The organism is Roseateles sp. FW305-36, assembly GCF_058787015.1.
In genome coordinates this window covers 150,130-173,796 of the sequence record NZ_JBYSZK010000006.1, presented here as the reverse complement: position 1 = coordinate 173,796, position 23,667 = coordinate 150,130, and the positions used below count along the sequence as shown (strand labels likewise).

The following is a 23,667-nucleotide window of genomic DNA, read 5'->3' as shown; positions in this document are numbered from 1 at the left end:
TCAATTGCGCGAGGGGAAGATGCCGAACAGCGCAATGATGTAGTTCAGCGCCATGGTCGGGGCCATGTTGTCGTGGGGCTGGGTGCCGCCGGTGTTGCTGATGGCGCCGGCCGCCATCGGCACGCCGGCGGCAGAGTTGTCATAGCTGTTGACCGAAGTCGCGCCGAGCAGGGCGCCGGCCGGCGTCGAGCCCGCGGCCGCCGTCGTGCTGGCGCGCAGCGCATGGCTGTGGGCTGGCATCTGCGTGGACAGCAGCGTGACGGTTTCGCTGCCGGACACCTCGCCGATGTCGCGCGGGCTCAGGCCTGGGCCCTGGCCCTGGTGCATGGGCACGCGGCCGCGCAGATCGGGCAGGGCGAAAGTGGTCTGGCCGTTGCCGCCGTACTGGGTGCCGAGCAGGCTGAACAGTGCTGTGTTCTGCGCAATGGACATGATCTGGCCTTCGCAGAAGGCCCAGTCGCGGGGTGCGAAGTTGCCCGCGAACAGGCGGATCTCGCCGATGAAGTAGTCGGACATGACGGTCTCCTCGGTTCAGTTGCGGCTGGGGAAGATGCCTTCCAGCGCGATCAGCCAGGACAGCACGAGATAGGGCTGCATGTTGTTGTGTGGCTGGCCGCCCCCCGTCGCTGCCACGGAGCCGGGCGCCATGACGGTGTTGCTGCCGGGCGGCGAGTAGCGGTTGATGCCGCCGCGCGGCTTGGCCGCCGGCAGGGCGCCGCCGGGGGCGCTGGCGTTGGCGAGGTCGCTGCTGCCGGCCAGCGTGTGGCTGTGCGAAGGCAGCTGGCTCGTGGTCAGCGTGACGTTCTCGACGCCGCCCTGTTCGCCCAGAGTCACGCTGCTGCCGATGTGCACCGGCACCCGGCCCCGCAGGTCGGGCAGGGCGAAGGTGGTCTGGCCGTTGCCGCCGTAGGTCGTGCCCAGCAGCGAGAACAGCGCCGTGTTCTGCGCGATGGGCAGCAACTGGCCATTGCAGAAGGCCCAGCCACGGGGCGGGAAATTGAAACCAGCGAGCTTGAGTTCGCCGAGGAAGGGAGTTGCCATGGCGGTCTCCTAGCCGAAAACGGCTTCGTAGTGCAGGCCGGCGGCGGTGCGGGCCACGGGCACAAGAAAGATGTCCATCGCCTCGAGCTGCGGATGCTCGAGCCGGTAGATGCTTTGCGGCAGCGCGGGTTCGGGCGGCGCCTCGAAGGTCAGGCTGAACGGCTGGCGGCCGCCAGCCGTTCCACCCCGGCCGGCCTGGGCCTGGATGAGCTGGGCCGGCAGCTCCGCCGCATCATCCAGCCGCAGGGTGAAGCGGCTGCCGACCAGCGGCTCGAAACTGGCCAGCGTGAGCAGGCCCTCAGGCACGACGCCGCGCCGCACGGGCGCCGAAGGCGGCGATGGCGAGCAGGGCCAGCGTGGCGGGCTCGGGCAGGTTGTTGTTGCCGCCGCCGCCGCCGCCACCGCCGCTGTCCTGCGTGATGAGGTCGATGCGGAAGTCGGCGTGCGCCGTGCTCGTGCCGGAGCCGCGGTTGACGAACAGGATGCTGTCGAGATCGATGCTGATGGTGTCGGCGTCGATGAGGTGCACAAGGCTGGCCGCGGCCGGGCTGGCCAGGCCGCTGAAGCCGCTCGTCGCATAGCCGTCGAAGGCATAGACGGTCAGGCCGACGATGGTCTTGCCGGCGATGCTGAGGCCGTCGAACTCGTAGCGCGCGTGGTCGCCGCCGCTGCCGAGATAGCCGGTCATGATGCTGCTGCCGCCGCTGCCCAGGTCGTCCCAGCCGGCGTAGCTGCGCACATGGATGGAATCGCCGTTGAAGGTGACCTCTTCACTGGCCAGCATCCAGCCGCTGCCGATGGCACCGCCATCGCCGGACTGCACGCCGGTGGTCAGGCTGCCCGAACTCACGAGTTGGGACACGCTGATCGGCGTCGCGTCGCCCTGGATGCCGCCAGGCGCGATAAGCTTGACCGTGATGTCGCTCTGGAAATCGGCGCGGGCCGACATCGAGGACAGCGCGAGCAGCGAGCCGACGATGGCGCCGGCCAGGCTGCGAGCGGGGAACAAAGCGAGGCGCATACAACCCTCCCACACGTGATCCGTGGCGGGAGTTGACTCGCCGTGCACCGGCGGCGCCAGTGCTTGCCCCGTGAATGAGGGGGACCAAAACTAGGGGGGTGTCGTCGGGCCCTGGATGTCGTCGACGGCCGCGCGCAGTGCGCGCCAGAAGGCCGGGTCCTGCGAAGTCGCCATGTTGATGCGCATCAGCGAGCCGGGTCGGCGCGTGGCGCTGAACAGGGCGCCGGGCGCGGTCAGCCAGCCGCCGTCGAGCAGCGGTTGAGCCAGCCTCTCGGTGTCGACGCCGACGTCCAGCCAGCCGAACAGGCCGTCGGGCGGCGCGGCCCATTGGAAGCCCTGCTTGCTGGCGAGCGTGGAGATGCGCTGGCGTGCCGTGGCCAGGCGCTCGCGCAGGCGCTGGGCATGGCGGCGCAGGCGACCCTGCTCCAGGCACAGGGCGACGGCGCGCTCCATCACGGCGGAGCTGGTCAGGCCGTCCAGCAGCTTGGTGTCGGTCAGCGCGTGCAGGCGCTCGGGCGCCGTGGCCAGATAGCCGACGCGCCAGGCCGGCGTCAGCACCTTGGAGAAGCCCGACACATAGGTCACGCGGCGCAGCCCGTCCAGGGCCGCCAGCCGCGGCAGATGCTCGGGGGCGAGGAAGCCGTAGCTGTCGTCCTCGACGATGAAGAAGTCATGCTCGTCGGCCAGGCGCAGCAGCTTGTGGGCGCCGGCCAGGTTGAGGCTGTGGCCGGTCGGGTTGTGCAGCACCGACACGGTCAGGTAGGCGCGCGGCGAGTGGGCGGCGGCCAGCGCGCCCAGCACGTCCAGATCGGGCCCGTTCGCGCCGCGCGGCACCGGCAGCAGGCGGATGCCAGCCTGGATCAGGCGCGCGAACATGACGGCCCAGCCGGGGTCGTCCACCAGCACGGCGTCACCGGGCTGCAACTGGGTGCGGATGATGAGGTCCAACGCATGCGTGGCGCCATTGGTGGTCAGGATCTGGGCCGGACCGGCGTGGATGCCGAGGTCGTGCAGGCGCTGGCTCAGCGCGGTGCGCAGGCGGACGTCGCCACTGGGGTCGCCATAGCTGGTCTGCACGGCCAGCGCATCGGTGGCGTTGAGGCGGCGCAGGGCCGACTGCAGCAGCGTCGGGTCCAGCCAGTCGGCCGGCAATGTGCCCAGGCCCGGCGAGCGCGCCGCATCGGCCTCGAACATGCCCCGGATCAACGCGGTCGCGTCCATGGGCGCCTGGCGCGGCATGGCGGTGGCCGGAGCGCGGGCCGGGTGGTTTCGGCTCGTGGCAGGCCGGCTTTCTCGCACGAAGAAGCCGCGCTGGCGACGGGCCTCCAGCAGACCCGCGGCTTGCAGCTGGTCGTAGGCCGCGACGACGGTGTGCGGGCTGACGCCGTTCTGGCGGGCGCAGTCGCGCACCGAGGGCAGGCGGGCGCCGGGCAGCAGCAGGCGTTCGCGGATGCGCTGGGCATAGCGTTCGGCCAATTGGCCGGCCAGCGAGGAGCTGGCGCCGCGTTGCAGTGGGGTGGATGTACCGGTCGGCATGGCAGTACAGATTCGTGGTCTGGTGGGTTGACTGTACTGGTTCTGTATCGGTTTCTTGCCTCAGACTGAATCCATGCCAGGGTTTTCCACATCCACCGCGATCTCCACCACCAGCGCCTCCGATGCGACGCGCGGCCTGCTGCTCGGCGCCGCTGGCGTGCTGATGTTTGCACTCAGCATCCCGATGACGCGCCTGGCCGGCGGCAGCGCCGCGGCGCCTCAGCTGGACCCGTTCTTCGTCGCCTTCGGCCGGGCCGTGGTGGCCGGCCTGCTGTCCCTCGTCTATCTGTGGGTCACCGGTGCGCGCCGGCCGCGCGGGACGGAATGGCGCTTGCTGGCCTTCACGGCCGCCGGCGTCGTCTTCGGCTGGCCTCTGCTGCTGGGCGTGGCCGTGCGGCATGTGGATGCCGTGCATGCTTCGGTGGTGTCCGGCGTGCTGCCGCTGGCCACGGCCGTCATCGCGGCCCTGGTGCTGCGGCAGCGGCCCAGCCTGGGTTTCTGGCTGTGTGCGCTGGCCGGCCTGGCCCTGGTGGTCGGCTTTGCGGCCTGGCGTGGTGCGGGTGGGCTGGAGATGGCGGATGCGCTGCTGCTGGGCGCCGTGGTCTGCGCGTCGGCCGGCTATGTGAGCGGTGCGAGGCTTTCGAAGGCCTTCACGGCCGAGCAGGTGATCTGCTGGGTGCTGGTCATCAGCCTGCCCATCACCGTGCCCCTGGCCGTGCTGACGCGGCCGACAGCGCCGGTCGCGCCCTCGGCCTGGTTGGGTTTCGCCTATGTTTCGCTGTTCTCGATGTGGATCGGCTTCTTCGCCTGGTATCGCGGCCTGGCCCTGGGTGGCACGCTGCGCGTCAGCCAGGTGCAGGTGCTCCAACCGTTTCTGTCCATGCTGTTTGCCGTGCCCCTGCTGGGCGAGTCTCTGGATGCGATGACCATGGTCTTCGCCGCCGCCGTGCTCGCCGTGGTGTGGCTCGGAAAGCGGCAACCGGTTCACTGAAGGAGGCAAAGCCATGAACGACAGCTTCACGACCCGACTCGCACCCGGCCAGGCCCTGACCCTGGCTGCCGCGCGCACGCCGCGCCGCCTCGTCGTCATGGGCGGCCGGATGTGGCTGACGATTTCGGGCGGCACCGACGACCACTGGCTGTGTGCTGGCGAAGGCCTGACGCTGGCCGCCGGCCAGGAAGTGGTCATTGAGGCCTGGCCCGAGGCCGAGTTCCAGTTGCTGCAGCCGGCGCCCAGGCGCAGAGTCCAGGCCAAGCCGGCACGGGGTTGGCGGATGAACCTGGCGGGTGCGGCATGAGCCGCGCCGCGCCGGGCCGCCCCAAGCAAGCGGCTGTCTCCTCGGGAGACCGGCCGATGTACCCATCGGACGAGAGGCAGACATGAAGACGCTGGGCATCCTCGGTGGCATGAGCTGGGAATCGACCCAGCATCTGTATGCCTTGATCAACCGCGGCGTCGCCGCCCGCCTGGGCGGCCTGCACAGCGCCCAGCTGGTGCTGCACAGCGTCGACTTCGCGCCGATTGCCGCCCTGCAGGCGGCCGGCGACTGGGCTTCAGCCGCGCGCGTGCTGGGCGACGCCGCCGCCGGCCTGCAACGCGCCGGCGCCGAGGCGCTGCTGATCGCGACCAACACCATGCACCTCGTCGCCACCGAGGTCGAGTGCGCCGCCGGCCTGCCGGTGCTGCATATCGTCGACGCGACGGCCGAGGCCTTGCGTGCCGCCGGCGTCAAGCGCGCCGGCCTGCTGGCCACGCGCTTCACGATGGAGCAGGGCTTCTACCGGGAGCGCATGCGGGAGCGCTTCGGCATCGAGGTCATCACGCCCGACGAGGCCGGCCGCACCGAGGTGCACCGGCTGATCTACGAGGAGCTGTGCCGCGGTCGCTTCGAGCCGGCCTCGCGCGAGGCCCTGCGCGGCCAGGTGGCGGCGCTGGCCGACCGAGGCGCGCAGGCGGCCATCCTGGGCTGCACCGAACTCGGCCTGCTGCTGCCGGCTGAAAGCGCTGCCGCGCTGCCACTCTTCGATTCCACCGATTTGCAGGCCCGCTCGGCAGTCGACTGGATGCTAGGCTGAGCGTCTTGAAATCCAACGTAACCACCATTCCCATGAGCACCGTCTGGACCCAAGCACGCCGCGCCGCGCGCATGAACCCGTCCATCATTCGCGAGATCCTCAAGGTCACCGAGAAGCCGGGCATCCTGTCCATGGCCGGCGGCCTGCCGAGCGCGGACACCTTTCCCGTCGACGCGCTGAAGGCGGCCTGCGACCGCGTGTTGAGCAAGTCGCCGCGCGAGGCCCTGCAGTACGCGGCCAGCGAGGGCTTTGCGCCGCTGCGCGAATGGGTGGCGACGCGGGTCGCCTCGCTCGGCATGACGGTCGCGCCCGACCAGGTGCTGATCACCAGCGGCTCGCAGCAGGGCCTGGACCTGGTGGGCAAGATCCTCTGCGACGCCGGTGCGCCGGTGGCCGTCGAGACGCCGACCTATCTCGGCGCCCTGCAGGCCTTCACGCCCTTCGAGCCGCTGTTCGCGAGTCTGGCCAGCGACAGCGAAGGCCCGCGTCCCGAGGCCATTGCCGCCCTGCCGCACGATGCGCCGGGCACGCGCTTCAGCTATCTGCTGCCCAACTACCAGAACCCCACCGGACGCGTGATGAGCGCCCAGCGCCGTGTCGAGGTCGTCGAGGCCTCGCGCCGTGCCGGCGTGCCCATCGTCGAGGACAACCCCTATGGCGACCTCTGGTTCGACGAGCCGCCGCCGGCCTCGCTGTCCAGCCTGTGGCCCGAGGGCTCCCTCTATCTGGGATCGTTTTCCAAGGTGCTGACGCCGGGCTTCCGCCTCGGCTATATCGTCGCCCCGACCGAGCTCTACCCGAAGCTGCTGCAGGCCAAGCAGGCCGCCGACCTGCACACGCCGGGCTTCAACCAGCGCGTCGTCCACGAGGTCATCAAGGACGGCTTCCTGGACAGCCACATCCCCTCCATCCGCGCCCGCTACAAGGCCAACCGCGACGCCATGGCCGAGGCCCTGCGCGAATTCCTGCCCGCGGGTTGTGACTACCTGTCCCCCAAGGGCGGCATGTTCTTCTGGATCCGCCTGCCCGAGGGCCTGGACGCGATGGCCCTGCTGCCGCGCGCCGTCGATGCCGGCATCGCCTTTGTTCCCGGCGCCGCGTTCTACGCCCAGCAGCCCGACCCGCGCACTCTGCGCCTGAGCTTTGTCACCCTGACGCCGGACCTGATCCGCGAAGGTGTCGAGAAGCTCGGCCGTGTGCTGCACGAAGCGCTGGAGCCGGCCGTGGAGCACGCGCCTTAATCCCCAAGCCTGACGCGTAGCTGAAGCCCCGGCCTTTACCTTTCTTCCGGGTTTCCATACTCCCAATTTGTCGCTGCTCTGGCATCGTATGCAGTCGGCCCTGGCAAAGGCGCCAGGCTTTTCGCATAACGACAGACGAGGCAACGATGAAGCAAATCTGGACGGCCGTGGCCACGGCGGTATTCGCGTGGGGCGCGCAGGCAGCAGAGCCGATCAAGATCGGCGTGGCGGGGCCCTTCACCGGCGGTTCTTCCTCGATGGGCGTCAGCATGCGGGACGGCGTGCGGCTGGCGACGGACGAGATCAACAAGGCCGGCGGCGTGATGGGCCGGCAGATCCAGCTGGTCGAGCGCGACGACGAGGCCAAGAACGAGCGCGGCGTGCAGATCGCCCAGGAGCTCATCAACAAGGAAAAGGTGGCGGCCACCGTCGGCTACATCAACACCGGCGTGGCCCTGGCCTCGCAGCGCTTCTACCAGGACGCCAAGATTCCGGTCATGAACAACGTGGCCACGGGCTCCATCGTGACCAAGCAGTTCGAGGGCCAGCCCGACAACTACATCTTCCGCAACGCGGCGCACGACTCCATCCAGGCGCCGATGATCGTGGAGGAGGCCATCACCAAGCGCGGCTTCAAGAAGGTCGCCATCCTGGCCGACAGCACCAACTACGGCCAGCTCGGCCGCGCCGACCTGGAGGCGGCGCTGAAGCTCAAGGGCATCACGCCGGTGGCCGTCGAGAAGTTCAACATCAAGGACGTCGACATGACGGCCCAGCTGCTGAAGGCCAAGGAGGCCGGCGCCGAGGCCGTGCTGACCTATGGCATCGGCCCCGAGCTGGCCCAGATCGCCAACGGCATGACCAAGCTGGGCTGGAAGGTGCCGATGGTGGGCTCCTGGACCCTGTCCATGGCCAACTACATCGACAACGCCGGCCCGGGCGGCGAGGGCGCGCGCATGCCGCAGACCTTCATCCAGGAGCCGACGACCCCGAAGCGCCAGAGCTTCATCATCAATTACCTGAAGACCTTCAACCCCAAGAACTCGCGCATCGAGTCGCCGGTGTCGGCCGCCCAGGGCTATGACTCCATCTACCTGCTGGCCGCCGCCATCAAGCAGGCCGGCTCCACCGAAGGCCCCAAGATCAAGGCCGCGCTGGAAGACCTGAAGACCCCCGTCGACGGCGTCGTGACGACCTACAACAAGCCCTTCTCCAAGGGCGACCACGAGGCCATCACGGCCAACATCCCGGTCATGGGCGAGGTCAAGGGCCAGCGCGTGGTCTACGCCTACACGGACGACTTCAAGAAGGCCTCCGATGTGCGCGTGAAGGATGTCAACGCCAAGGGCGCGCTGGAACAGAAGAAACGTCAATAAACGCGCCCACCCCCTACCGGCTTCGCCGGCCCCCTCAAGGGGGCGCCGCCAGCGGCCCGGCAAAGCCGGTTCCGCGGCGGCCGCTGGGGAAGGCACTACGCATTGGATTGACATGCAGATATTGACCCAGCTCGTGTTCAGCGGCATCGCGCTGGGCATGATCTACGCCGTCATCGCCTTCGGCTACCAGCTGACCTTCGCGACCAGCGACACCCTCAACTTCGGCCAGGGCGACGCGCTGATGCTCGGCGCCCTGGTGGGCTTGAGCCTGGTCGGCTGGGGCGTCAACTACTGGATGATGATTCCCCTGGTCTGCCTGTTCGGGGCGGTGCAGGGGGTGGTGGTGGAGCGCATCGGCGTGCGGCCCGCGCTGAAGATCAAGAGCGAATTCGGCTGGATCATGTCCACCATCGCTCTGGGCATCATCTTCAAGAACGTGGCCGAGAACGTCTGGGGCCGCGACGACCTGAAGTTCCCCTCGCCCCTGCCCGAGGCACCGATGAAGTTCCTCGGCGCCAATGTGCTGCCGATGGAAATCCTCGTCATCGTCGGCGCCATCGGCATGATGCTGGCGGTCGAAGTCTTCAACCGCAAGAGCATCTACGGCAAGGCCGTCGTCGCGACCTTCAACGACCGCGACGCTGCCAAGCTGATGGGCATCAACACCGGCCTCGTCATCACCTTCTCATATGCGCTGTCGTCGCTGACGGCGGCCTTCGCCGGCGTGCTGATCGCGCCGCTGACGCTGACCGGCGCCACCATGGGCGCGGTGCTCGGGCTCAAGGCCTTCGCCGTCGCCATCATCGGCGGACTGACCAGCGGCATGGGCATCATCGTGGGCGGCATCATTCTCGGCGTGGCCGAGACGACGACAGGCTTCTACCTGTCCACCGGCTACAAGGACGTGCCGGGCCTGGTGCTGCTGCTGATCGTGCTGGCGGTGAAGCCCGCAGGGCTGTTCGGCAAGACCGCGATCAAAAAGGTCTGACGCGCGTGAATCTCAAGAAATTGATCCTTGGCATCGCGGCCATCGCCGTGCTCGCCGTCTTCCCCCTCGCTTCCGGCAACCCGTACTACATCCACCTGGTCGAGACCATCATGATCTATGCGATCGTGCTGTTCGGCCTGGACATCGTCGTCGGCTACACCGGCCAGGTGTCGCTCGGCCATGCGGGTCTTTTCGGCATCGGCGCCTACACGGCCGGCGTGCTCATCCTCAAGCTCGACGCGCCGGTCTACGCGACGCTGCCGGCGGCCATCGCGGTGGCGGCCGTCTTCGGCGCCATGCTGGCCCTGCCGGCCCTGCGCGTGACGGGCCCCTATCTCGCGATGGTGACCCTGGCCTTCGGCACCATCATCCAGATCCTCATCAATGAGATGACCTTCCTGACCGAAGGTCCCATGGGCATCACGCTGACCAAGCCGACGTTGTTCGGCCATCAGCTCGACGAGACCGAGTACTACTGGCTGGTGATGGCGTGTTTGCTTGCGTCCCTGGTCTTCGTGCACCGTGTGCTGCACTCGCAGCTCGGCCGCGCCTTCGAGGCCCTGCGCGGCAGCCCGGTCGCGTCGGACTGCATGGGCGTCTCGGTCTACCGCTACAAGGTCTATGCCTTCGTCATCTCGGCGGCCCTGGCCGGCCTGGCGGGGTCGCTGTATGCCTATTCCGAGCAGTACATCAGCCCCAACACCTACAACTTCGAGCTGACGGTGATGTTCCTGCTGGCCATCATCATGGGCGGCCGCAAGACCCGCACCGGCGCGCTGCTGGGCGCGGCCATCATCGTCATGCTGCCCAAGCTGCTGGACGACCTGGAGGTCTTCCGCATCGGCGCCGTCGTGCTGGCCGTCATCGTCGCCGTCTCGGTCGCGGTGGGCCTCAAGCGTGGCAAGCTCAGCAAGCAGGCCGCGGCCATTCCGGTGGTGGGCAGCGTCGCGCTGGCCGCCATCTCCTTCAAGCTGCAGACGATGACCGACTGGCGCCTGTCCATCTTCGGCCTCATCACGCTGTTCGTCGTCTACTACCTGCAGGACGGCATCGTCGGCTTCGTGCGCAATGCGCTCAACCTCAAGGCCAAGGTCGACGCGGCCACCGGCGAGGCCCCGGGCACGGCACTGACGCGCGCCAGCAGCCAGGGCGAGGCGGAGCTGCTCAAGGCCAGTGGCGTGCTGATGCAGTTTGGCGGCCTGAAGGCGCTGAACAACGTCGATCTCGTCGTGCAGCGCGGCAGCATCCACGGCCTCATCGGCCCCAACGGCTCGGGCAAGAGCACGATGATGAATGTGCTGACGGGCATCTACCAGCCGACCGCCGGCACGGTGGTGTTCGCGGGCAGCACGGTCAACGGCCGCACCTCGTCGGACATCGCGCTGTCGGGCATCGCCCGCACCTTCCAGAACGTGCAGCTCTTCGGCGAAATGACGGCGCTGCAGAACGTCCTCGTCGGTCTGCACCACAGCTTCAACAGCAACCTCCTCGACGTCGCCCTGCACCTGCCGCGCTATCTGCGCGAGGACCGCGAGCAGCGCGCCCGCGCCCGCGCCCTGCTGGACTTCGTCGGCCTGGGTGCCCTGGCCGCGGAAGAAGCGCGCAACCTGCCCTATGGCAAGCAGCGCCTGCTGGAGATCGCCCGCGCCCTGGCCCTGGACCCGCAGTTGCTGCTGCTGGATGAACCCGCCGCCGGCCTGACCGCACCCGACATCAAGGAGCTGCTGGAGATCATCCGCAAGATCCGCGGCGCCGGCGTCACGGTCATCCTCATCGAGCACCACATGGACGTCGTCATGAGCCTGTGCGACCGCGTCTCGGTTCTGGACTTCGGCCAGAAGATCGCCGAGGGCCTGCCCGCCGAGGTGCAGGCCAACGAGAAGGTGATTGAAGCCTACCTGGGGGGAGGCGCCTGATGCTGACCATCAAGAATCTGCAGGCCGGCTACGGCAAGGTGCAGGTGCTGCATGGCATCTCGCTGGAGGTCGCCCAGGGCCAGGTCGTCACCCTGATCGGCTCCAACGGCGCCGGCAAGACGACGACCATGCGCGCCGTCAGCGGCATGATCGCGCCCACCGGCGGCGAGATCACGCTGAACGGCAAGCGCATCGACGGCCAGGAGAGCTACACCATCGCCCGCCAGGGTCTGGCCCACTCGCCCGAAGGCCGGCGCGTCTTCGCCACCATGACGGTCACCGACAACCTGCGCCTGGGCGCTTTCCCGCGCTACACCGGCGCGCGGCCCAAGGGCGACGTCGAGGCCGACCTCGAGAAGGCCATGGAGCTGTTCCCGCGCCTGAAGGAGAGGCGCATGCAACTGGCCGGCACGCTGTCCGGCGGCGAGCAGCAGATGCTGGCCATGGCCCGCGCCACCATGCTCAACCCCGAGGTCGTGCTGCTGGACGAACCCTCCATGGGCCTGGCGCCCATCCTCGTGGAAGAGGTCTTCCGCATCATCGAGAGCCTCAAGGCGCGCGGCGTGACCATGCTGCTGGTCGAGCAGTTCGCCGCCGCCGCTCTCAAGGTGGCCGACTACGGCTATGTGCTGGAGAACGGTCGCATCGCCGTGCATGGTCCGGCGGACAAGCTGCGCAACGACCCTGCCGTGCAGGCCGCCTATCTGGGCGGTGGGCATTGACGTGGAGAGGCCCGGTTATCGCCTCAGCTTCGCCGCCGAGGACATCGACACCGTCGCAGCCCATGCCTTCCTGACGACGGCGTACTGGAGCGAAGGCATCCCGCTGGCCACCGTGCAGCGGGCGATCGCGAACTCGCTTTGCATCGCCCTGCATGCCGACACGCAAGGCCAGGTCGGCTTCGCCCGCGTCGTCACCGACCGCACCACCTTTGCCTATCTCTGCGACGTCTACATCCTTGAAGCCCACAGGGGGCAGGGTCTTGCCGATTGGATGGTTCAATCCCTGCTCGCCCATCCCGATCTGCAAGGCCTGCGCCGCTTCATGCTGTTCACGCGAGACGCCCACCCGCTCTACGCCCGCCATGGCTTCAAGGGCCTGGCGACGCCGGATCGCGGCATGGAGGTCGTGAGGCCGGGCCTCTACCTCCAGCCGATCGGGCCGGACGCCGGGCCGTCCCAAGCCGGCCCGGCATCCCCTCGGGGGATCGGGCAACGTACTCGTTGAACGAGGGGCACCAATGACCCAGCTCCGCCGCTTTGCCCAAGTCGATGTCTTCACCGCCCGGCCCCTGAAGGGCAATCCGCTGGCTGTCGTCGTGGACGGTAAGGGCCTGAGCGACGCCGAAATGCAGGCTTTCGCGAACTGGACCAACCTCAGCGAAACCACCTTCCTGCTGCCGCCGACGGACGCCGCGGCCGACTACCGCGTGCGCATCTTCACGACGGCGCGCGAGCTGCCCTTTGCCGGTCACCCGACCCTGGGCAGCTGCCACGCCTGGCTGGCGGCCGGCGGCCGTCCCAAGGGCGAAACCGTCGTGCAGCAATGCGGCGTGGGCCTGGTGGCCGTGCGCCGCGACGGCGAGCGCCTGGCCTTCGCGGCGCCGCCACTGCTGCGCAGCGGGCCGCTCGATGAGGCCAAGCTCAGCCAGATCCGCGCCGGCCTGGGCCTGCGGCCCGAAGACATCGTCGCCCACCAGTGGGTGGACAACGGCCCCGGCTGGTGTGCCGTGATGCTGGCCTCGGCCGAACAGGTGCTGTCGCTGAAGCCGGACTGGTCGCGCATGGCCGGGTTGGAACTGGGTGTCGTCGGCCCGCACAAGGTCGGTGTCGTCGCCTCGCGGACGGACGAGCCGCAGTTCGAGGTGCGCGCCTTCATCTCGGGCGACGGCGTGCCGGAGGACCCGGTTACCGGCAGCCTGAATGCGGGCCTGGCGCAGTGGCTGATCGGCGCCGGCCTGGCGCCCGATGCCTATGTGGTGGCCCAGGGGACGGCCCTGGGGCGCGCCGGTCGCGTGCATGTGCAGCGCGCAGGCGAAGTCATCTGGATCGGTGGCGATGTGACGCCGGTCGTGCAAGGGCAGGTGACGCTGTGAGCATGGAACTCGACCACCTCGTCGTCGGCGCGGCGACGTTGGAAGAGGGTGTCGCCTGGTGCGAACGCGTGCTCGGCGTGACGCCGCTGCCGGGTGGCAAGCATGCGCTGATGGGTACGCACAACCGCCTGCTCAACATCAGCAGCGCCAGTCATCCGCGGGCTTATCTGGAAATCATCGCCGTCGATCCCGAAGCGCCGCCGCCGGGCCGGGCGCGCTGGTTCGATCTCGATCAGCCCACGCTGCGTGAAGCTCTGGCCCGAGGGCCGGGCCTGATCCACTGGGTGTCCCGCGTTCCGAATCTCGATGCGGCCCTGGCCAACTGGCGCGGCGAGGGCGTCGATGCCGGCCAAGCCATCGAGGCTTCGCGCGGTCAGCTGCGCTGGCGCATCGCCCTGCGCGAGGATGGCCGTCGCCTGCGCCGCGAGGCCCTGCCGGTGCTGATCGAATGGGGCGAGGCCCACCCAACCGACGGCATGGCCGAGTCGGGCGTGCAACTGCGGGGCTACGAGGTGCGGGATGGCTTCAAGGCGCGCCTGTCCACGCCGCGCGGCGAGGTCGAGCTGGAGGTGATGGCCTGATGAAGACCGAGGATGTTTTCCGTGAAGACGCGACGCTGCTGGGCTGCGACGCGACCGTCATCGCCCAGGGCGAGGGTGGCGTGCTGCTGGACCGCACCGTCTGCTATCCGGTCGGCGGCGGCCAGGCCGGCGACACCGGCTGGCTGATGGCCGGCGAGCAGCGTTGGCGTGTGACGGACACGCGCAAAAGCAAGGAACACCCGGCGGCCATCGTCCATCTGATCGAAGGCGAGGCGCTGCCGCCCGCTGGCACGGCTGTTCGGGTCGAGGTCGATGCCGGGCGCCGCATGGCGCATCGGCGCTTCCACACCGCCACGCATCTGCTGTGTGCGCTGCTGCCCTATCCGGTCGACGGCTGCTCCATCACCGAGACCTATGCGCGGCTGGACTTCCACACCGACGAGCCCTTCGACAAGGAGGCCATCCAGGCCGGCCTGGACCGGCTGGTGGCGGAGTCGCATCCGGTCGGCCATCGCTGGATCAGCGAGGAGGAGCTGGACGCCAATCCCGGGCTGGTGCGCTCCATGAGCGTGCAGCCGCCGCGCGGCTTGGGTCGAGTGCGGGTGCTGGAAGTTCAAGGCGTCGATCTGCAGCCTTGCGGGGGTACGCATGTGAGCAACACGGCCGAGATTGGCGCGATCGTCGTGACCAAGATTGAGAAGAAGAGCGCCAAGACCCGCAGGGTCGTGCTGGGCTTTGCACAGCCAAGCGCAGCTTGAAGCGCTCTTCTTCGGGGAGCACTCATGTTTGCTTGCGAACGTGAGTGATCACCAGAAGAAATCAGCCAAGACCCGCCGCGTGGTCTTGGGATTTGCGGCCTGAGTTCGCTGGCTAAACTGCGGCGCCTATGGCCGGTCCAGACATCCAGCTCGTCACACCCGAATCTCCTGAGGACTGGCAGGAGGCGCGACTCGTCCTGCAGGACTACGCCAACAGCCTCGATGTCGATCTGGCTTTCCAGGGTTTCGAGGAAGAACTGGCCGGCCTGCCCGGCGTCTACGCGCCGCCCGGCGGCCTGATGCTGCTGGCCACCGTCGACGGCTCAGTAGCCGGCAGCGGCGCCTTCCGGCCCCTGCCCGACGCCGACTATCCCAACGCCTGCGAGATGAAGCGCCTGTTCGTGCGCCCGGCCTTCCGCCGCTTCGGCCTGGGTCGCATCCTGGCCCAGGCGCTGATGGATCGCGCCACCGAGGCCGGCTACTCGTCCATGCTGCTCGACACCCTTGACGACATGGAAGCCGCTCGCGGCCTCTACGAGAGCCTGGGCTTCGTCGAGGTGCCGCCCTTCTATTTCAATCCCATCCCCGGCGCCCACTATCTGAAGGCCGAGCTGGGCGCTTTTCGCCCGAGTTACTTCGGATAACCGCCTAGAGTGGCAGGATGGCCTCTCAAGACATCCAAGCCCTCGGTTCCCACCGCTGCCTGCTCGGCGAATCGCCGCTCTGGCATCCCACGGAACAGCAGCTCTACGCGGTCGACATCCCCGGCCGCCAGGTGCTGCGCTGGCGCGCGGGCGTCGACACGCCCGATGTCTGGCCGCAGGATGCCGAACCCGGCTGCATCGCCGCTCGCGCCAGCGGCGGCCTGCTGGTCGCACGTCGTGATGGCCTTTGGTCGCTGGACACGACGACCGGTGCGCAGGCCCTGGTCGCCGCGCCGCCCTATGACCCGGCGCGGTTGCGTTTCAACGACGGCAAGGTCGACCCGGCGGGGCGGCTGTGGATCGGCAGTATCTCGGACGCGCGTGAGCCCGAGGCAGCGCTCTACCGCTTCGACGGCACGGCCTTCGCCGCCCAGGTGCCCGGCCTGACGACGTCCAACGGCCTGGCCTGGAGCCCCGACGGTCGCCGCGTGCATTGGTCGGACACCAAGGCCCACCGCATCTACGTCGCAGACTTCGATGTGGCGACCGGCGCCTTGTCCAATCCGCGCGTCTTTGCCGAGTTCAAGCCACGCACGCCGGGTGAAACCTATGGCGGTCGCCCCGATGGCGCGGCCATGGACGCCGACGGTTGCTACTGGTCGGCCATGTTCGAAGGCGGCTGCGTGCTGTGCATCGCGCCGACCGGCGAAGTGCTGCAGCGCATCGACCTGCCGGCGACCTGCCCGACCATGCCCACCTTCGGCGGCCCCGACGGGCGCACCCTCTTCATCACGACGGCCCGGGAAAAGCGCCCCGCCGACGAACTGGAACGCGAGCCGCTGGCCGGTGCCGTACTGCAGCTGCGCGTCGACGTGCCGGGCTTGCCCGCAACCCTGACAGGCGCCTGAACGGGGCCTGAATCCTGGCCCCGCGAGGGGGCGTATTTACCCCGGTGTAACTAGTCACCTATAATGAGTGGCTTTGTTGGATGGCGCCTGTGCGCCGTCCCGGTGCAATCGGCCCCCGGTAGTTTTGGAGGCTGAGCCGCCCACCCCAGGACCTGGCGCCATGACCGAGAACGGCCCCCGAAAGACCTGGCCCCCCGCTGTTTCGACGGCCGGCGGCTGGGACGACGACCAAGAGGAGCCGCCCGTCAAGGCCCTGAGCCCCGAGGAGGCGGCAGCGCTGAAGTCCGCGTTGCCGATGCTGTCGCCCTGGCGTGTGCTGGGATGGCAGCTGATGGCAGGTCTGCTGTGCGTGGCCGTGATCCGGCTGTGGACGGCGTCCGGCGTGGCCATGGCCTCGGCGCTCTACGGCGTTGCGGCGGTGGTGGTGCCGAACATGCTGCTGGCGCGGGGCATGACGAAGCGAGTGAACTCGGCGGTCAGTGCGGCTGCGGCGTTCATGGCCTGGGAATTTTTGAAAATCGGTGCATCGATCGCGATGCTGGTGCTGGCGCCAAAGGTGGTGCCGGGCCTGAGCTGGCCAGCCCTGCTGGTCGCCCTCGCGGTGTGCATCAAGGTGAACTGGCTGGCGCTCGCGTGGCGCGGCCGCAAATGAACTGACGAGGCAGAACTGAACATGGCAGCAGAAGGCCACGCCGAACTGGCACACGGAGCAGCGCCGACCTCCGGTGAATACATCGTTCACCACTTGCACCATGCCCAAAGCGGCACGATGAAGGGCATCGTCGACTTCTCCGTCGTCAACCTCGACTCCCTGTTCTTCAGCATCGTCATCGGCGTGCTCGGCTGCTTCTTCCTGTGGCGTGCCGCGAAGGCTGCTACATCGGGCGTCCCTGGCCGTTTTCAAGCCGCTGTCGAAATCCTCGTCGAGATCGTCGCCGACCAGGCCAAGGGCATCGTCCACAACGCCAACAGCCGCAAGCTGGTGGCGCCGATGGCCCTGACCGTCTTCGTCTGGATCTTCCTGATGAACGCGATGGACCTGCTGCCCGTCGACCTGCTGCCCTGGATCTGGCAGAACATCGTGGGCGACCACGAGGCCAAGCTGCGCGTCGTCCCGACGGCCGACTTGTCCATGGCCCTGGGCCTGTCCGTCGGCGTGCTGATCACCTGCCTGATCTACAACGTCAAGATGAAGGGCGTCGGTGGCTGGGCCCATGAACTGGTGTCGGCACCGTTCGGCGACAAGGTCGTGCTCTATCCGGTCAACTTCGCCATGCAGATGGTCGAGTTCATTGCCAAGACCGTCTCGCACGGCATGCGGCTGTTCGGCAATATGTACGCCGGCGAACTGATCTTCCTGCTGATCGCGCTGATGGGCGGCGCCTGGGCCAGCGTGGGTCCCGTGGGCGGCGTGCTGCTGGCCACCGGCCACATCATCGCCGGCTTCATCTGGGCCGCCTTCCACCTGATCATCATCACGCTGCAGGCCTTCGTCTTCATGATGCTGACGCTGGTCTACATCGGCCAGGCCCACGACGCGCACTGAGCGTCATCCCAGTTTCCCCAGCAGTTTTCCCTCAACCCTTTTCTCTAGTCCCCTAAGGAGTCATCGTGGAAGTCATTAGCTTTGTTGCCCTCGCCGCTGGTCTGATCATTGGTCTGGGCGCCTTCGGTGCTTGTATCGGTATCGGCATCATGGGCAGCAAGTACCTCGAGTCCGCCGCTCGTCAGCCCGAGCTGATGAACGAACTGCAAACCAAGATGTTCCTGCTGGCCGGCCTGATCGACGCCGCCTTCATTATTGGTCTGGGTATCGCCCTGTGGTTCGCCACGGCCAACCCCTTCCTGAGCCAGATCGCTCAAGTCGTCGCCAAGTAATCGACGTTGCCGCCCCGCCCTCGGACTCCTGGGGGCGGCTTCAAGCACTCGAAACTTTGTGAGGCACCCAGGTGTTTATTAACGCATCGCTCATCGTTCAGATGATCGTGTTCCTGCTGTTGGTCGGGTTCACGATGAAGTTTGTGTGGCCGCCGATCACCAAGGCACTCGACGAGCGCGCCGCGAAGATCCGTGACGGCCTGTCCGCCGCTGACAAGGCCAAGGCCGAGCTGGCCGGTGCCGAAGCGCAGATCGCCAAGGAGCTGGCTGCGACCAAGGCCGAATCCGGCAAGCTGATCTCGGACGCCGAGAAGCGCGCCGCTGCCATTGTCGACGCCGCCAAGGGCAAGGCCGAAGAAGAAGGCGCCAAGATCCTGGCCGCCGCCAAGGCCGACGCCGAGCAGCAGGTTTCCCGCGCTCGCGAAGTCCTGCGCGAGCAAGTCGCCGCGCTGGCCGTCAAGGGCGCCGAGCAGATCCTGCAGAAGGAAGTCAACGCCGGCGTTCACGCCGAGTTGCTGGCTCGCCTGAAGACGGAGCTGTAAATGGCTGAACTCGCCACCATCGCCCGGCCCTACGCCGAAGCCCTGTTCCAGGTTGCCAAGTCGCAAGACCTCGCCGCCTGGGGCCGTCAACTCGACGCGCTGGCCCAGGTGGCGCAGGACGCCGATCTGCGCCAGTTCGCCGATCACCCCAAGGCCCAGTCCGAGCAGGTCGTCGCGGTCATCACCGCTGCCGCCAAGCAGACCCTGGCCGCGGGCGTGCAGAACTTCCTGCAGACCGTCGTCGAAAACGGCCGCCTGGCCGCGCTGCCCGAGATCGTGGCCCAGTACCACGTGCTGGCCAACGCCGCCTCCGGTGTGTCCGACGCGCAGATCTTCAGCGCCTACGAGATCAGCGACGCCCAGCTCGCCGACCTCAAGGCTTCGCTGGAAAAGCGCTTCGGCCGCAAGCTCGACACCCATGTGCAGCTGGAGCCCGGCCTGATCGGTGGCGTTCGCGTCGTCGTCGGCGACGAGGTGCTGGACACCTCCGTCAAGGCCCGCCTGGAGCGCATGAAGGTTGCGCTGACTGCCTGATCCGCAGACCGCCACGCAAGACATTCCGATTTACCCCGCGTCTGACCCCGCCCTTGATCCGGCGAAGGTTCGGCAACCTGGGAGACCTAGCATGCAACTGAATCCCGCTGAAATTTCCGAACTGATCAAGAGCCGCATCGAGGGTCTTGGTGGCAGCACGGACATCCGCAACCAGGGCACCGTCGTGTCCGTTTCCGACGGCATCGTCCGCGTCCACGGCCTGTCCGATGTGATGCAGGGCGAAATGCTCGAATTCCCGCCGACCGCTGACGGCACGCAGACCTTCGGTCTGGCCCTGAACCTCGAGCGCGACTCCGTCGGCGCCGTGATTCTGGGTGCCTACGAGCACATCTCCGAAGGCGACACCGTGAAGTGCACGGGCCGCATCCTGGAAGTGCCGGTCGGCCCCGAGCTGATCGGTCGCGTCGTCAACGCGCTGGGTGAGCCGATCGACGGCAAGGGCCCGATCAACGCCAAGATGACCGACGTCATCGAGAAGGTCGCCCCGGGCGTGATCGCACGCAAGTCGGTCGACCAGCCCGTGCAGACCGGCCTGAAGTCCATCGACTCCATGGTGCCCGTCGGCCGCGGCCAGCGCGAACTGATCATTGGTGACCGTCAGACGGGCAAGACCGCCGTCGCCATCGACGCGATCATCAACCAGAAGGGTCAGAACATGACCTGCGTCTACGTCGCCATCGGCCAGAAGGCGTCGTCGATCAAGAACGTGGTGCGCTCGCTGGAGCAGGCCGGCGCGATGGAATACACCATCGTCGTCGCTGCCTCGGCTTCGGAATCCGCCGCCATGCAGTACGTGTCGGCCTACTCCGGCTGCACGATGGGCGAGTACTTCCGCGACCGCGGCCAGGACGCCCTGATCGTCTACGACGACCTGTCCAAGCAGGCCGTGGCCTACCGCCAGGTCTCGCTGCTGCTGCGCCGCCCGCCGGGCCGCGAAGCCTTCCCCGGCGACGTGTTCTATCTCCACAGCCGCCTGCTGGAGCGTGCGGCCCGTGTGAACGCCGACTACGTCGAAGCCTTCACCAAGGGTGAAGTCAAGGGCAAGACCGGTTCGCTGACGGCCCTGCCGATCATCGAAACGCAAGCCGGTGACGTGTCCGCCTTCGTGCCGACCAACGTGATCTCGATCACCGACGGCCAGATCTTCCTGGAAACCTCGCTGTTCAACGCCGGTATCCGCCCCGCCATCAACGCCGGTATCTCGGTGTCGCGCGTCGGCGGTGCCGCCCAGACCAAGCTGGTGAAGTCGCTGTCCGGCGGTATCCGTACCGACCTGGCCCAGTACCGTGAACTGGCTGCCTTCGCGCAGTTCGCTTCCGACCTGGACGAAGCCACCCGCAAGCAGCTGGACCGCGGTGCCCGCGTGACGGAACTGCTGAAGCAGGCCCAGTACTCGCCGCTGTCCATCTCGCTGATGGCCGCTTCGCTGTACGCCGCCAACAAGGGCTTCATGGACAGCATCGAAGTGAAGAAGGTCCTGGCCTTCGAACACGGCCTGCACCAGTACCTGAAGACCAGCCACGCCGCTCTGCTGACCAAGCTCGAGAACGACAAGGCGATGGACAAGGACGCTGAAGCCGAACTGAACGCCGCGATCGCTTCCTTCAAGAAGTCCTTCGCCTAAAGCCACGGAACACGCGGGGCACAGCCTCAAAACTAGCCCCGCACTGAACTAGGAGTTCGAATGGCTTCAAGCAAAGAAATCCGCGGCAAGATCAAGTCGGTCGAGAACACCAAGAAGATCACCAAGGCGATGGAAATGGTCGCCGCGTCCAAGATGCGCAAGGCGCAGGAGCGGATGCGGTCGGCTCGTCCCTACGCTGAAAAGATCGGCAACATCGCGGCCGAACTGGCCAAGGCCAACCCCGAGTACCGCCATCCCTTCCTCGTCAAGAACGAGGCAGCGAAGACGGTCGGCATGGTCGTCGTCACGACGGACAAGGGCCTGTGCGGTGGTCTCAACACCAACCTGCTGCGCGCGGCCACGGCCAAGCTCAAGGAGCTGGAAGGTGCGGGCCAGAAGGCCGAGGTCGTCGCCATCGGCGGCAAGGGCCTGGGCTTCATGAACCGCATCGGCGCCAAGGTCGTGGCTCACGCCACGCAGCTCGGCGACCAGCCCCACATCGAGGCCCTCATCGGCCCCGTCAAGGTGCTGCTCGACGCCTACGCCGAAGGCAAGCTGTCCGCCGTCTACCTCTGCTACACGCAGTTCATCAACACGATGAAGCAAGAGGTCAAGGTGCACCAGCTGCTGCCGCTGAAGGCCGCCGACATGGCGACCGACAAGCAAGGCCACTCGTGGGACTACCTCTACGAGCCGGACGCTGCCACGGTCATCAACGAGCTGCTCGTGCGCTACTCGGAAGCGCTGGTCTTCCAGGCCGTCGCCGAAAACATGGCCAGCGAGCAGTCCGCCCGCATGGTGGCCATGAAGGCCGCGACCGACAACGCCGGCACGCTGATCGGTGAGCTGAAGCTGGTCTACAACAAGACCCGCCAGGCAGCCATCACCAAAGAGTTGTCCGAGATCGTCAGCGGCGCGGCCGCGGTGGGCTGATAGGCCCGAACGCAAAGATTTGAATTGAAGGAACGCACAAATGTCTAACACTCAAGCAGTCGGCAAGATCGTTCAGTGCATTGGCGCCGTCGTTGACGTGGAATTCCCGCGCGACAAGATGCCCAAGGTCTACGACGCCCTGAAGATGGAAGGCGCAGCCCTGACCCTGGAAGTCCAGCAGCAGCTGGGCGACGGCGTGGTCCGCACCATTGCCCTGGGTTCGTCCGACGGCCTGCGCCGCGGCACCGAGGTCTACAACACCGGCGACACCATCCAGGTGCCGGTCGGCAAGGCCACCCTCGGCCGCATCATGGACGTGCTGGGCAACCCCATCGATGAACGTGGTCCGGTTGCCTCCAGCCTGACCGCCTCCATCCACCGCGCCGCCCCGGCCTACGACGAGCTGAGCCCGTCGCAGGACCTGCTGGAAACCGGCATCAAGGTGATCGACCTCATCTGCCCGTTCGCCAAGGGCGGCAAGGTGGGTCTGTTCGGTGGCGCCGGCGTCGGCAAGACCGTCAACATGATGGAGCTCATCAACAACATCGCCAAGGCGCACAGCGGTCTGTCCGTGTTCGCCGGCGTGGGTGAGCGCACCCGTGAGGGCAACGACTTCTATCACGAGATGTCGGACTCCGGCGTCGTCGTGCAGGAGAAGCTCGAAGACTCCAAGGTCGCCATGGTCTATGGCCAGATGAACGAGCCCCCGGGCAACCGTCTGCGCGTCGCGCTGACCGGCCTGACCATCGCCGAGTCCTTCCGCGACGAAGGCAAGGACGTGCTGTTCTTCGTGGACAACATCTACCGCTACACCCTGGCCGGCACGGAAGTGTCCGCTCTGCTGGGCCGCATGCCTTCCGCCGTGGGCTACCAGCCGACGCTGGCCGAGGAAATGGGCCGCCTGCAAGAGCGCATCACGTCGACCAAGGTCGGCTCGATCACGTCCATCCAGGCCGTCTACGTCCCTGCGGACGACCTGACCGACCCGTCGCCTGCCACGACCTTCGCCCACCTGGACGCCACCGTCGTGCTGTCGCGTGACATCGCCTCGCTGGGTATCTACCCCGCCGTGGACCCGCTGGACTCGACCAGCCGCCAGATCGACCCCAACGTCGTCGGCGAAGAGCACTACACGACGACCCGTGCCGTGCAGCAGGTGCTGCAGCGCTACAAGGAACTGCGCGACATCATCGCCATCCTGGGCATGGACGAACTGTCGCCGGAAGACAAGCTGTCGGTCGCTCGCGCCCGCAAGATCCAGCGCTTCCTGTCGCAGCCCTTCCACGTCGCCGAAGTGTTCACGGGCACCCCGGGCAAGTACGTGCCGCTGAAGGAAACCATCCGCGGCTTCAAGATGATCGTCAACGGCGAGTGCGACTCGCTGCCCGAGCAGGCTTTCTACATGGTCGGCACGATTGACGAAGCCTTCGAGAAGGCCAAGAAGATTCAATAAGACATTGCGGGACAGACCTGGCGTGCAGCGGCAGCTCTGTCCCCAACTGACTTAGCACTGAATCTTCCCAACCCTCAAGCCCAGGACGATTGATATGGCAACCCTCCACGTCGACGTGGTCTCCGCCGAAGAGCAGATCTTCTCCGGCGAGGCCAAGTTCGTCGCCCTGCCGGGCGAGAGTGGCGAGCTCGGCATCCTGCCGAAGCACACGCCGCTGATCACCCGCATCAAGCCGGGCGCCGTGCGCATCGAGCGACCCGATGGCAGCGAAGAGTTCGTCTTCGTCGCCGGCGGCATCCTCGAAGTCCAACCCAACCGCGTGACCGTGCTGGCCGACACCGCCATCCGCGGCAAGGATCTCGACGAGGCCAAGGCCACCGAGGCCATGAAGCGCGCCGAGGAAGCGAAGAAGAACGCCAAGAGCGACATCGACTTCGCCGCGGCCCAGGGCGAGTTCGCCACCATGGCCGCGCAGATCGCGGCGCTGCGCAAGTTCCGCGCCAAGCGTTAAGGGCATTCCCTGCCCGAACCGGAACCCGC

Annotated in this window: 28 protein-coding genes; 23 read left to right on the top strand and 5 right to left on the bottom strand. The window is 67.4% G+C overall.

The annotated features are described in order from the left end of the window. From AC3WOE_RS13370 to AC3WOE_RS13350, 5 genes are all read right to left on the bottom strand, one after another. Complete coding sequence (locus AC3WOE_RS13370) at positions 1 to 516, bottom strand: phage tail protein (protein WP_492691100.1); 516 nt, start codon at positions 514 to 516, stop codon at positions 1 to 3. A gap of 15 nt (positions 517 to 531) precedes the next feature. Further along, a complete protein-coding gene (locus tag AC3WOE_RS13365) occupies positions 532 to 1,041 on the bottom strand; it encodes a phage tail protein (protein ID WP_492691098.1) in 510 nt (169 codons plus the stop codon). 9 nt (positions 1,042 to 1,050) lie between these two features. Then, positions 1,051 to 1,347: a DUF6916 family protein gene (locus AC3WOE_RS13360; RefSeq protein ID WP_492691097.1), complete on the bottom strand. Its 297-nt coding sequence runs from the start codon at positions 1,345 to 1,347 to the stop codon at positions 1,051 to 1,053. Further along, positions 1,340 to 2,062: a PEP-CTERM sorting domain-containing protein gene (locus tag AC3WOE_RS13355; protein ID WP_492691095.1), complete on the bottom strand. Its 723-nt coding sequence runs from the start codon at positions 2,060 to 2,062 to the stop codon at positions 1,340 to 1,342. Before AC3WOE_RS13355 ends, AC3WOE_RS13360 begins: the two co-directional genes overlap by 8 nt. 90 nt (positions 2,063 to 2,152) lie before the next feature. Then, complete coding sequence (locus AC3WOE_RS13350) at positions 2,153 to 3,598, bottom strand: aminotransferase-like domain-containing protein (protein WP_492691093.1); 1,446 nt, start codon at positions 3,596 to 3,598, stop codon at positions 2,153 to 2,155. A gap of 73 nt (positions 3,599 to 3,671) precedes the next feature. Here AC3WOE_RS13350 and AC3WOE_RS13345 point away from each other — a divergent pair, with 73 nt between their 5' ends. The 23 genes from AC3WOE_RS13345 (at position 3,672) to AC3WOE_RS13235 (ending at position 23,638) form a co-directional block, all read left to right on the top strand. After that, positions 3,672 to 4,589 (top strand): DMT family transporter, encoded by a 918-nt coding sequence (locus tag AC3WOE_RS13345; protein ID WP_492691091.1) that lies wholly within the window; start codon positions 3,672 to 3,674, stop codon positions 4,587 to 4,589. Between the two features lie 13 nt (positions 4,590 to 4,602). Further along, positions 4,603 to 4,896, top strand: a complete 294-nt coding sequence (locus tag AC3WOE_RS13340) for a DUF2917 domain-containing protein (protein WP_492691090.1) — start codon at positions 4,603 to 4,605, stop codon at positions 4,894 to 4,896. 82 nt (positions 4,897 to 4,978) lie between these two features. Next, a complete protein-coding gene (locus AC3WOE_RS13335; RefSeq protein ID WP_492691089.1) occupies positions 4,979 to 5,674 on the top strand; it encodes an aspartate/glutamate racemase family protein in 696 nt (231 codons plus the stop codon). A 32-nt stretch (positions 5,675 to 5,706) separates the two neighbouring features. After that, a complete protein-coding gene (locus AC3WOE_RS13330) occupies positions 5,707 to 6,915 on the top strand; it encodes an aminotransferase-like domain-containing protein (protein ID WP_492691087.1) in 1,209 nt (402 codons plus the stop codon). Between the two features lie 146 nt (positions 6,916 to 7,061). Beyond that, positions 7,062 to 8,291, top strand: coding sequence for an ABC transporter substrate-binding protein (locus AC3WOE_RS13325; RefSeq protein WP_492691085.1), 1,230 nt, complete (start codon positions 7,062 to 7,064; stop codon positions 8,289 to 8,291). A 112-nt stretch (positions 8,292 to 8,403) separates the two neighbouring features. Next, the gene (locus tag AC3WOE_RS13320) at positions 8,404 to 9,279 is read left to right on the top strand and encodes a branched-chain amino acid ABC transporter permease (RefSeq protein ID WP_492691083.1); all 876 of its coding nucleotides are present in this window, start codon (positions 8,404 to 8,406) and stop codon (positions 9,277 to 9,279) included. Between the two features lie 5 nt (positions 9,280 to 9,284). Continuing rightward, complete coding sequence (locus AC3WOE_RS13315; RefSeq protein WP_492691082.1) at positions 9,285 to 11,195, top strand: branched-chain amino acid ABC transporter ATP-binding protein/permease; 1,911 nt, start codon at positions 9,285 to 9,287, stop codon at positions 11,193 to 11,195. Further along, complete coding sequence (locus tag AC3WOE_RS13310; protein ID WP_492691081.1) at positions 11,195 to 11,917, top strand: ABC transporter ATP-binding protein; 723 nt, start codon at positions 11,195 to 11,197, stop codon at positions 11,915 to 11,917. Before AC3WOE_RS13315 ends, AC3WOE_RS13310 begins: the two co-directional genes overlap by 1 nt. Next, on the top strand, positions 11,907 to 12,422 hold the full coding sequence (locus AC3WOE_RS13305) for a GNAT family N-acetyltransferase (RefSeq protein ID WP_492691080.1): 516 nt from the start codon (positions 11,907 to 11,909) through the stop codon (positions 12,420 to 12,422). The genes AC3WOE_RS13310 and AC3WOE_RS13305 overlap by 11 nt, the downstream gene beginning before the upstream one ends. 13 nt (positions 12,423 to 12,435) lie before the next feature. Continuing rightward, positions 12,436 to 13,290, top strand: coding sequence for a PhzF family phenazine biosynthesis protein (locus AC3WOE_RS13300; RefSeq protein ID WP_492691079.1), 855 nt, complete (start codon positions 12,436 to 12,438; stop codon positions 13,288 to 13,290). A gap of 2 nt (positions 13,291 to 13,292) precedes the next feature. After that, complete coding sequence (locus tag AC3WOE_RS13295; protein ID WP_492691078.1) at positions 13,293 to 13,871, top strand: VOC family protein; 579 nt, start codon at positions 13,293 to 13,295, stop codon at positions 13,869 to 13,871. Then, positions 13,871 to 14,590 carry an alanyl-tRNA editing protein gene (locus AC3WOE_RS13290; RefSeq protein WP_492691076.1) on the top strand — a complete coding sequence of 240 codons (720 nt, stop codon included), beginning with the start codon at positions 13,871 to 13,873 and terminating at the stop codon, positions 14,588 to 14,590. The genes AC3WOE_RS13295 and AC3WOE_RS13290 overlap by 1 nt, the downstream gene beginning before the upstream one ends. A 128-nt stretch (positions 14,591 to 14,718) precedes the next feature. After that, positions 14,719 to 15,234 carry a GNAT family N-acetyltransferase gene (locus tag AC3WOE_RS13285; RefSeq protein WP_492691075.1) on the top strand — a complete coding sequence of 172 codons (516 nt, stop codon included), beginning with the start codon at positions 14,719 to 14,721 and terminating at the stop codon, positions 15,232 to 15,234. A 17-nt stretch (positions 15,235 to 15,251) separates the two neighbouring features. Beyond that, entirely contained in the window at positions 15,252 to 16,142 is an 891-nt protein-coding gene (locus AC3WOE_RS13280; protein ID WP_492691074.1) for an SMP-30/gluconolactonase/LRE family protein, read from the top strand. Positions 16,143 to 16,302: 160 nt separating this feature from the next. Beyond that, on the top strand, positions 16,303 to 16,794 hold the full coding sequence (locus AC3WOE_RS13275; RefSeq protein WP_492691073.1) for an ATP synthase subunit I: 492 nt from the start codon (positions 16,303 to 16,305) through the stop codon (positions 16,792 to 16,794). Positions 16,795 to 16,815: 21 nt separating this feature from the next. Continuing rightward, on the top strand, positions 16,816 to 17,688 hold the full coding sequence (atpB, locus tag AC3WOE_RS13270) for a F0F1 ATP synthase subunit A (RefSeq protein ID WP_492691071.1): 873 nt from the start codon (positions 16,816 to 16,818) through the stop codon (positions 17,686 to 17,688). A gap of 65 nt (positions 17,689 to 17,753) precedes the next feature. After that, positions 17,754 to 18,020, top strand: coding sequence for a F0F1 ATP synthase subunit C (gene atpE, locus AC3WOE_RS13265; protein WP_394416090.1), 267 nt, complete (start codon positions 17,754 to 17,756; stop codon positions 18,018 to 18,020). Between the two features lie 71 nt (positions 18,021 to 18,091). Beyond that, a complete protein-coding gene (locus AC3WOE_RS13260; protein ID WP_492691070.1) occupies positions 18,092 to 18,562 on the top strand; it encodes a F0F1 ATP synthase subunit B in 471 nt (156 codons plus the stop codon). Further along, on the top strand, positions 18,563 to 19,096 hold the full coding sequence (locus tag AC3WOE_RS13255; RefSeq protein WP_492691068.1) for a F0F1 ATP synthase subunit delta: 534 nt from the start codon (positions 18,563 to 18,565) through the stop codon (positions 19,094 to 19,096). Positions 19,097 to 19,187: 91 nt separating this feature from the next. Then, positions 19,188 to 20,741, top strand: coding sequence for a F0F1 ATP synthase subunit alpha (gene atpA / locus AC3WOE_RS13250; RefSeq protein ID WP_492691067.1), 1,554 nt, complete (start codon positions 19,188 to 19,190; stop codon positions 20,739 to 20,741). A 60-nt stretch (positions 20,742 to 20,801) separates the two neighbouring features. Beyond that, on the top strand, positions 20,802 to 21,674 hold the full coding sequence (gene atpG / locus AC3WOE_RS13245) for a F0F1 ATP synthase subunit gamma (RefSeq protein WP_492691065.1): 873 nt from the start codon (positions 20,802 to 20,804) through the stop codon (positions 21,672 to 21,674). 40 nt (positions 21,675 to 21,714) lie between these two features. Continuing rightward, positions 21,715 to 23,127 (top strand): F0F1 ATP synthase subunit beta, encoded by a 1,413-nt coding sequence (gene atpD / locus AC3WOE_RS13240; RefSeq protein ID WP_492691064.1) that lies wholly within the window; start codon positions 21,715 to 21,717, stop codon positions 23,125 to 23,127. A 94-nt stretch (positions 23,128 to 23,221) separates the two neighbouring features. After that, positions 23,222 to 23,638 (top strand): F0F1 ATP synthase subunit epsilon, encoded by a 417-nt coding sequence (locus AC3WOE_RS13235; RefSeq protein ID WP_492691062.1) that lies wholly within the window; start codon positions 23,222 to 23,224, stop codon positions 23,636 to 23,638. Positions 23,639 to 23,667 lie beyond the last annotated feature (29 nt).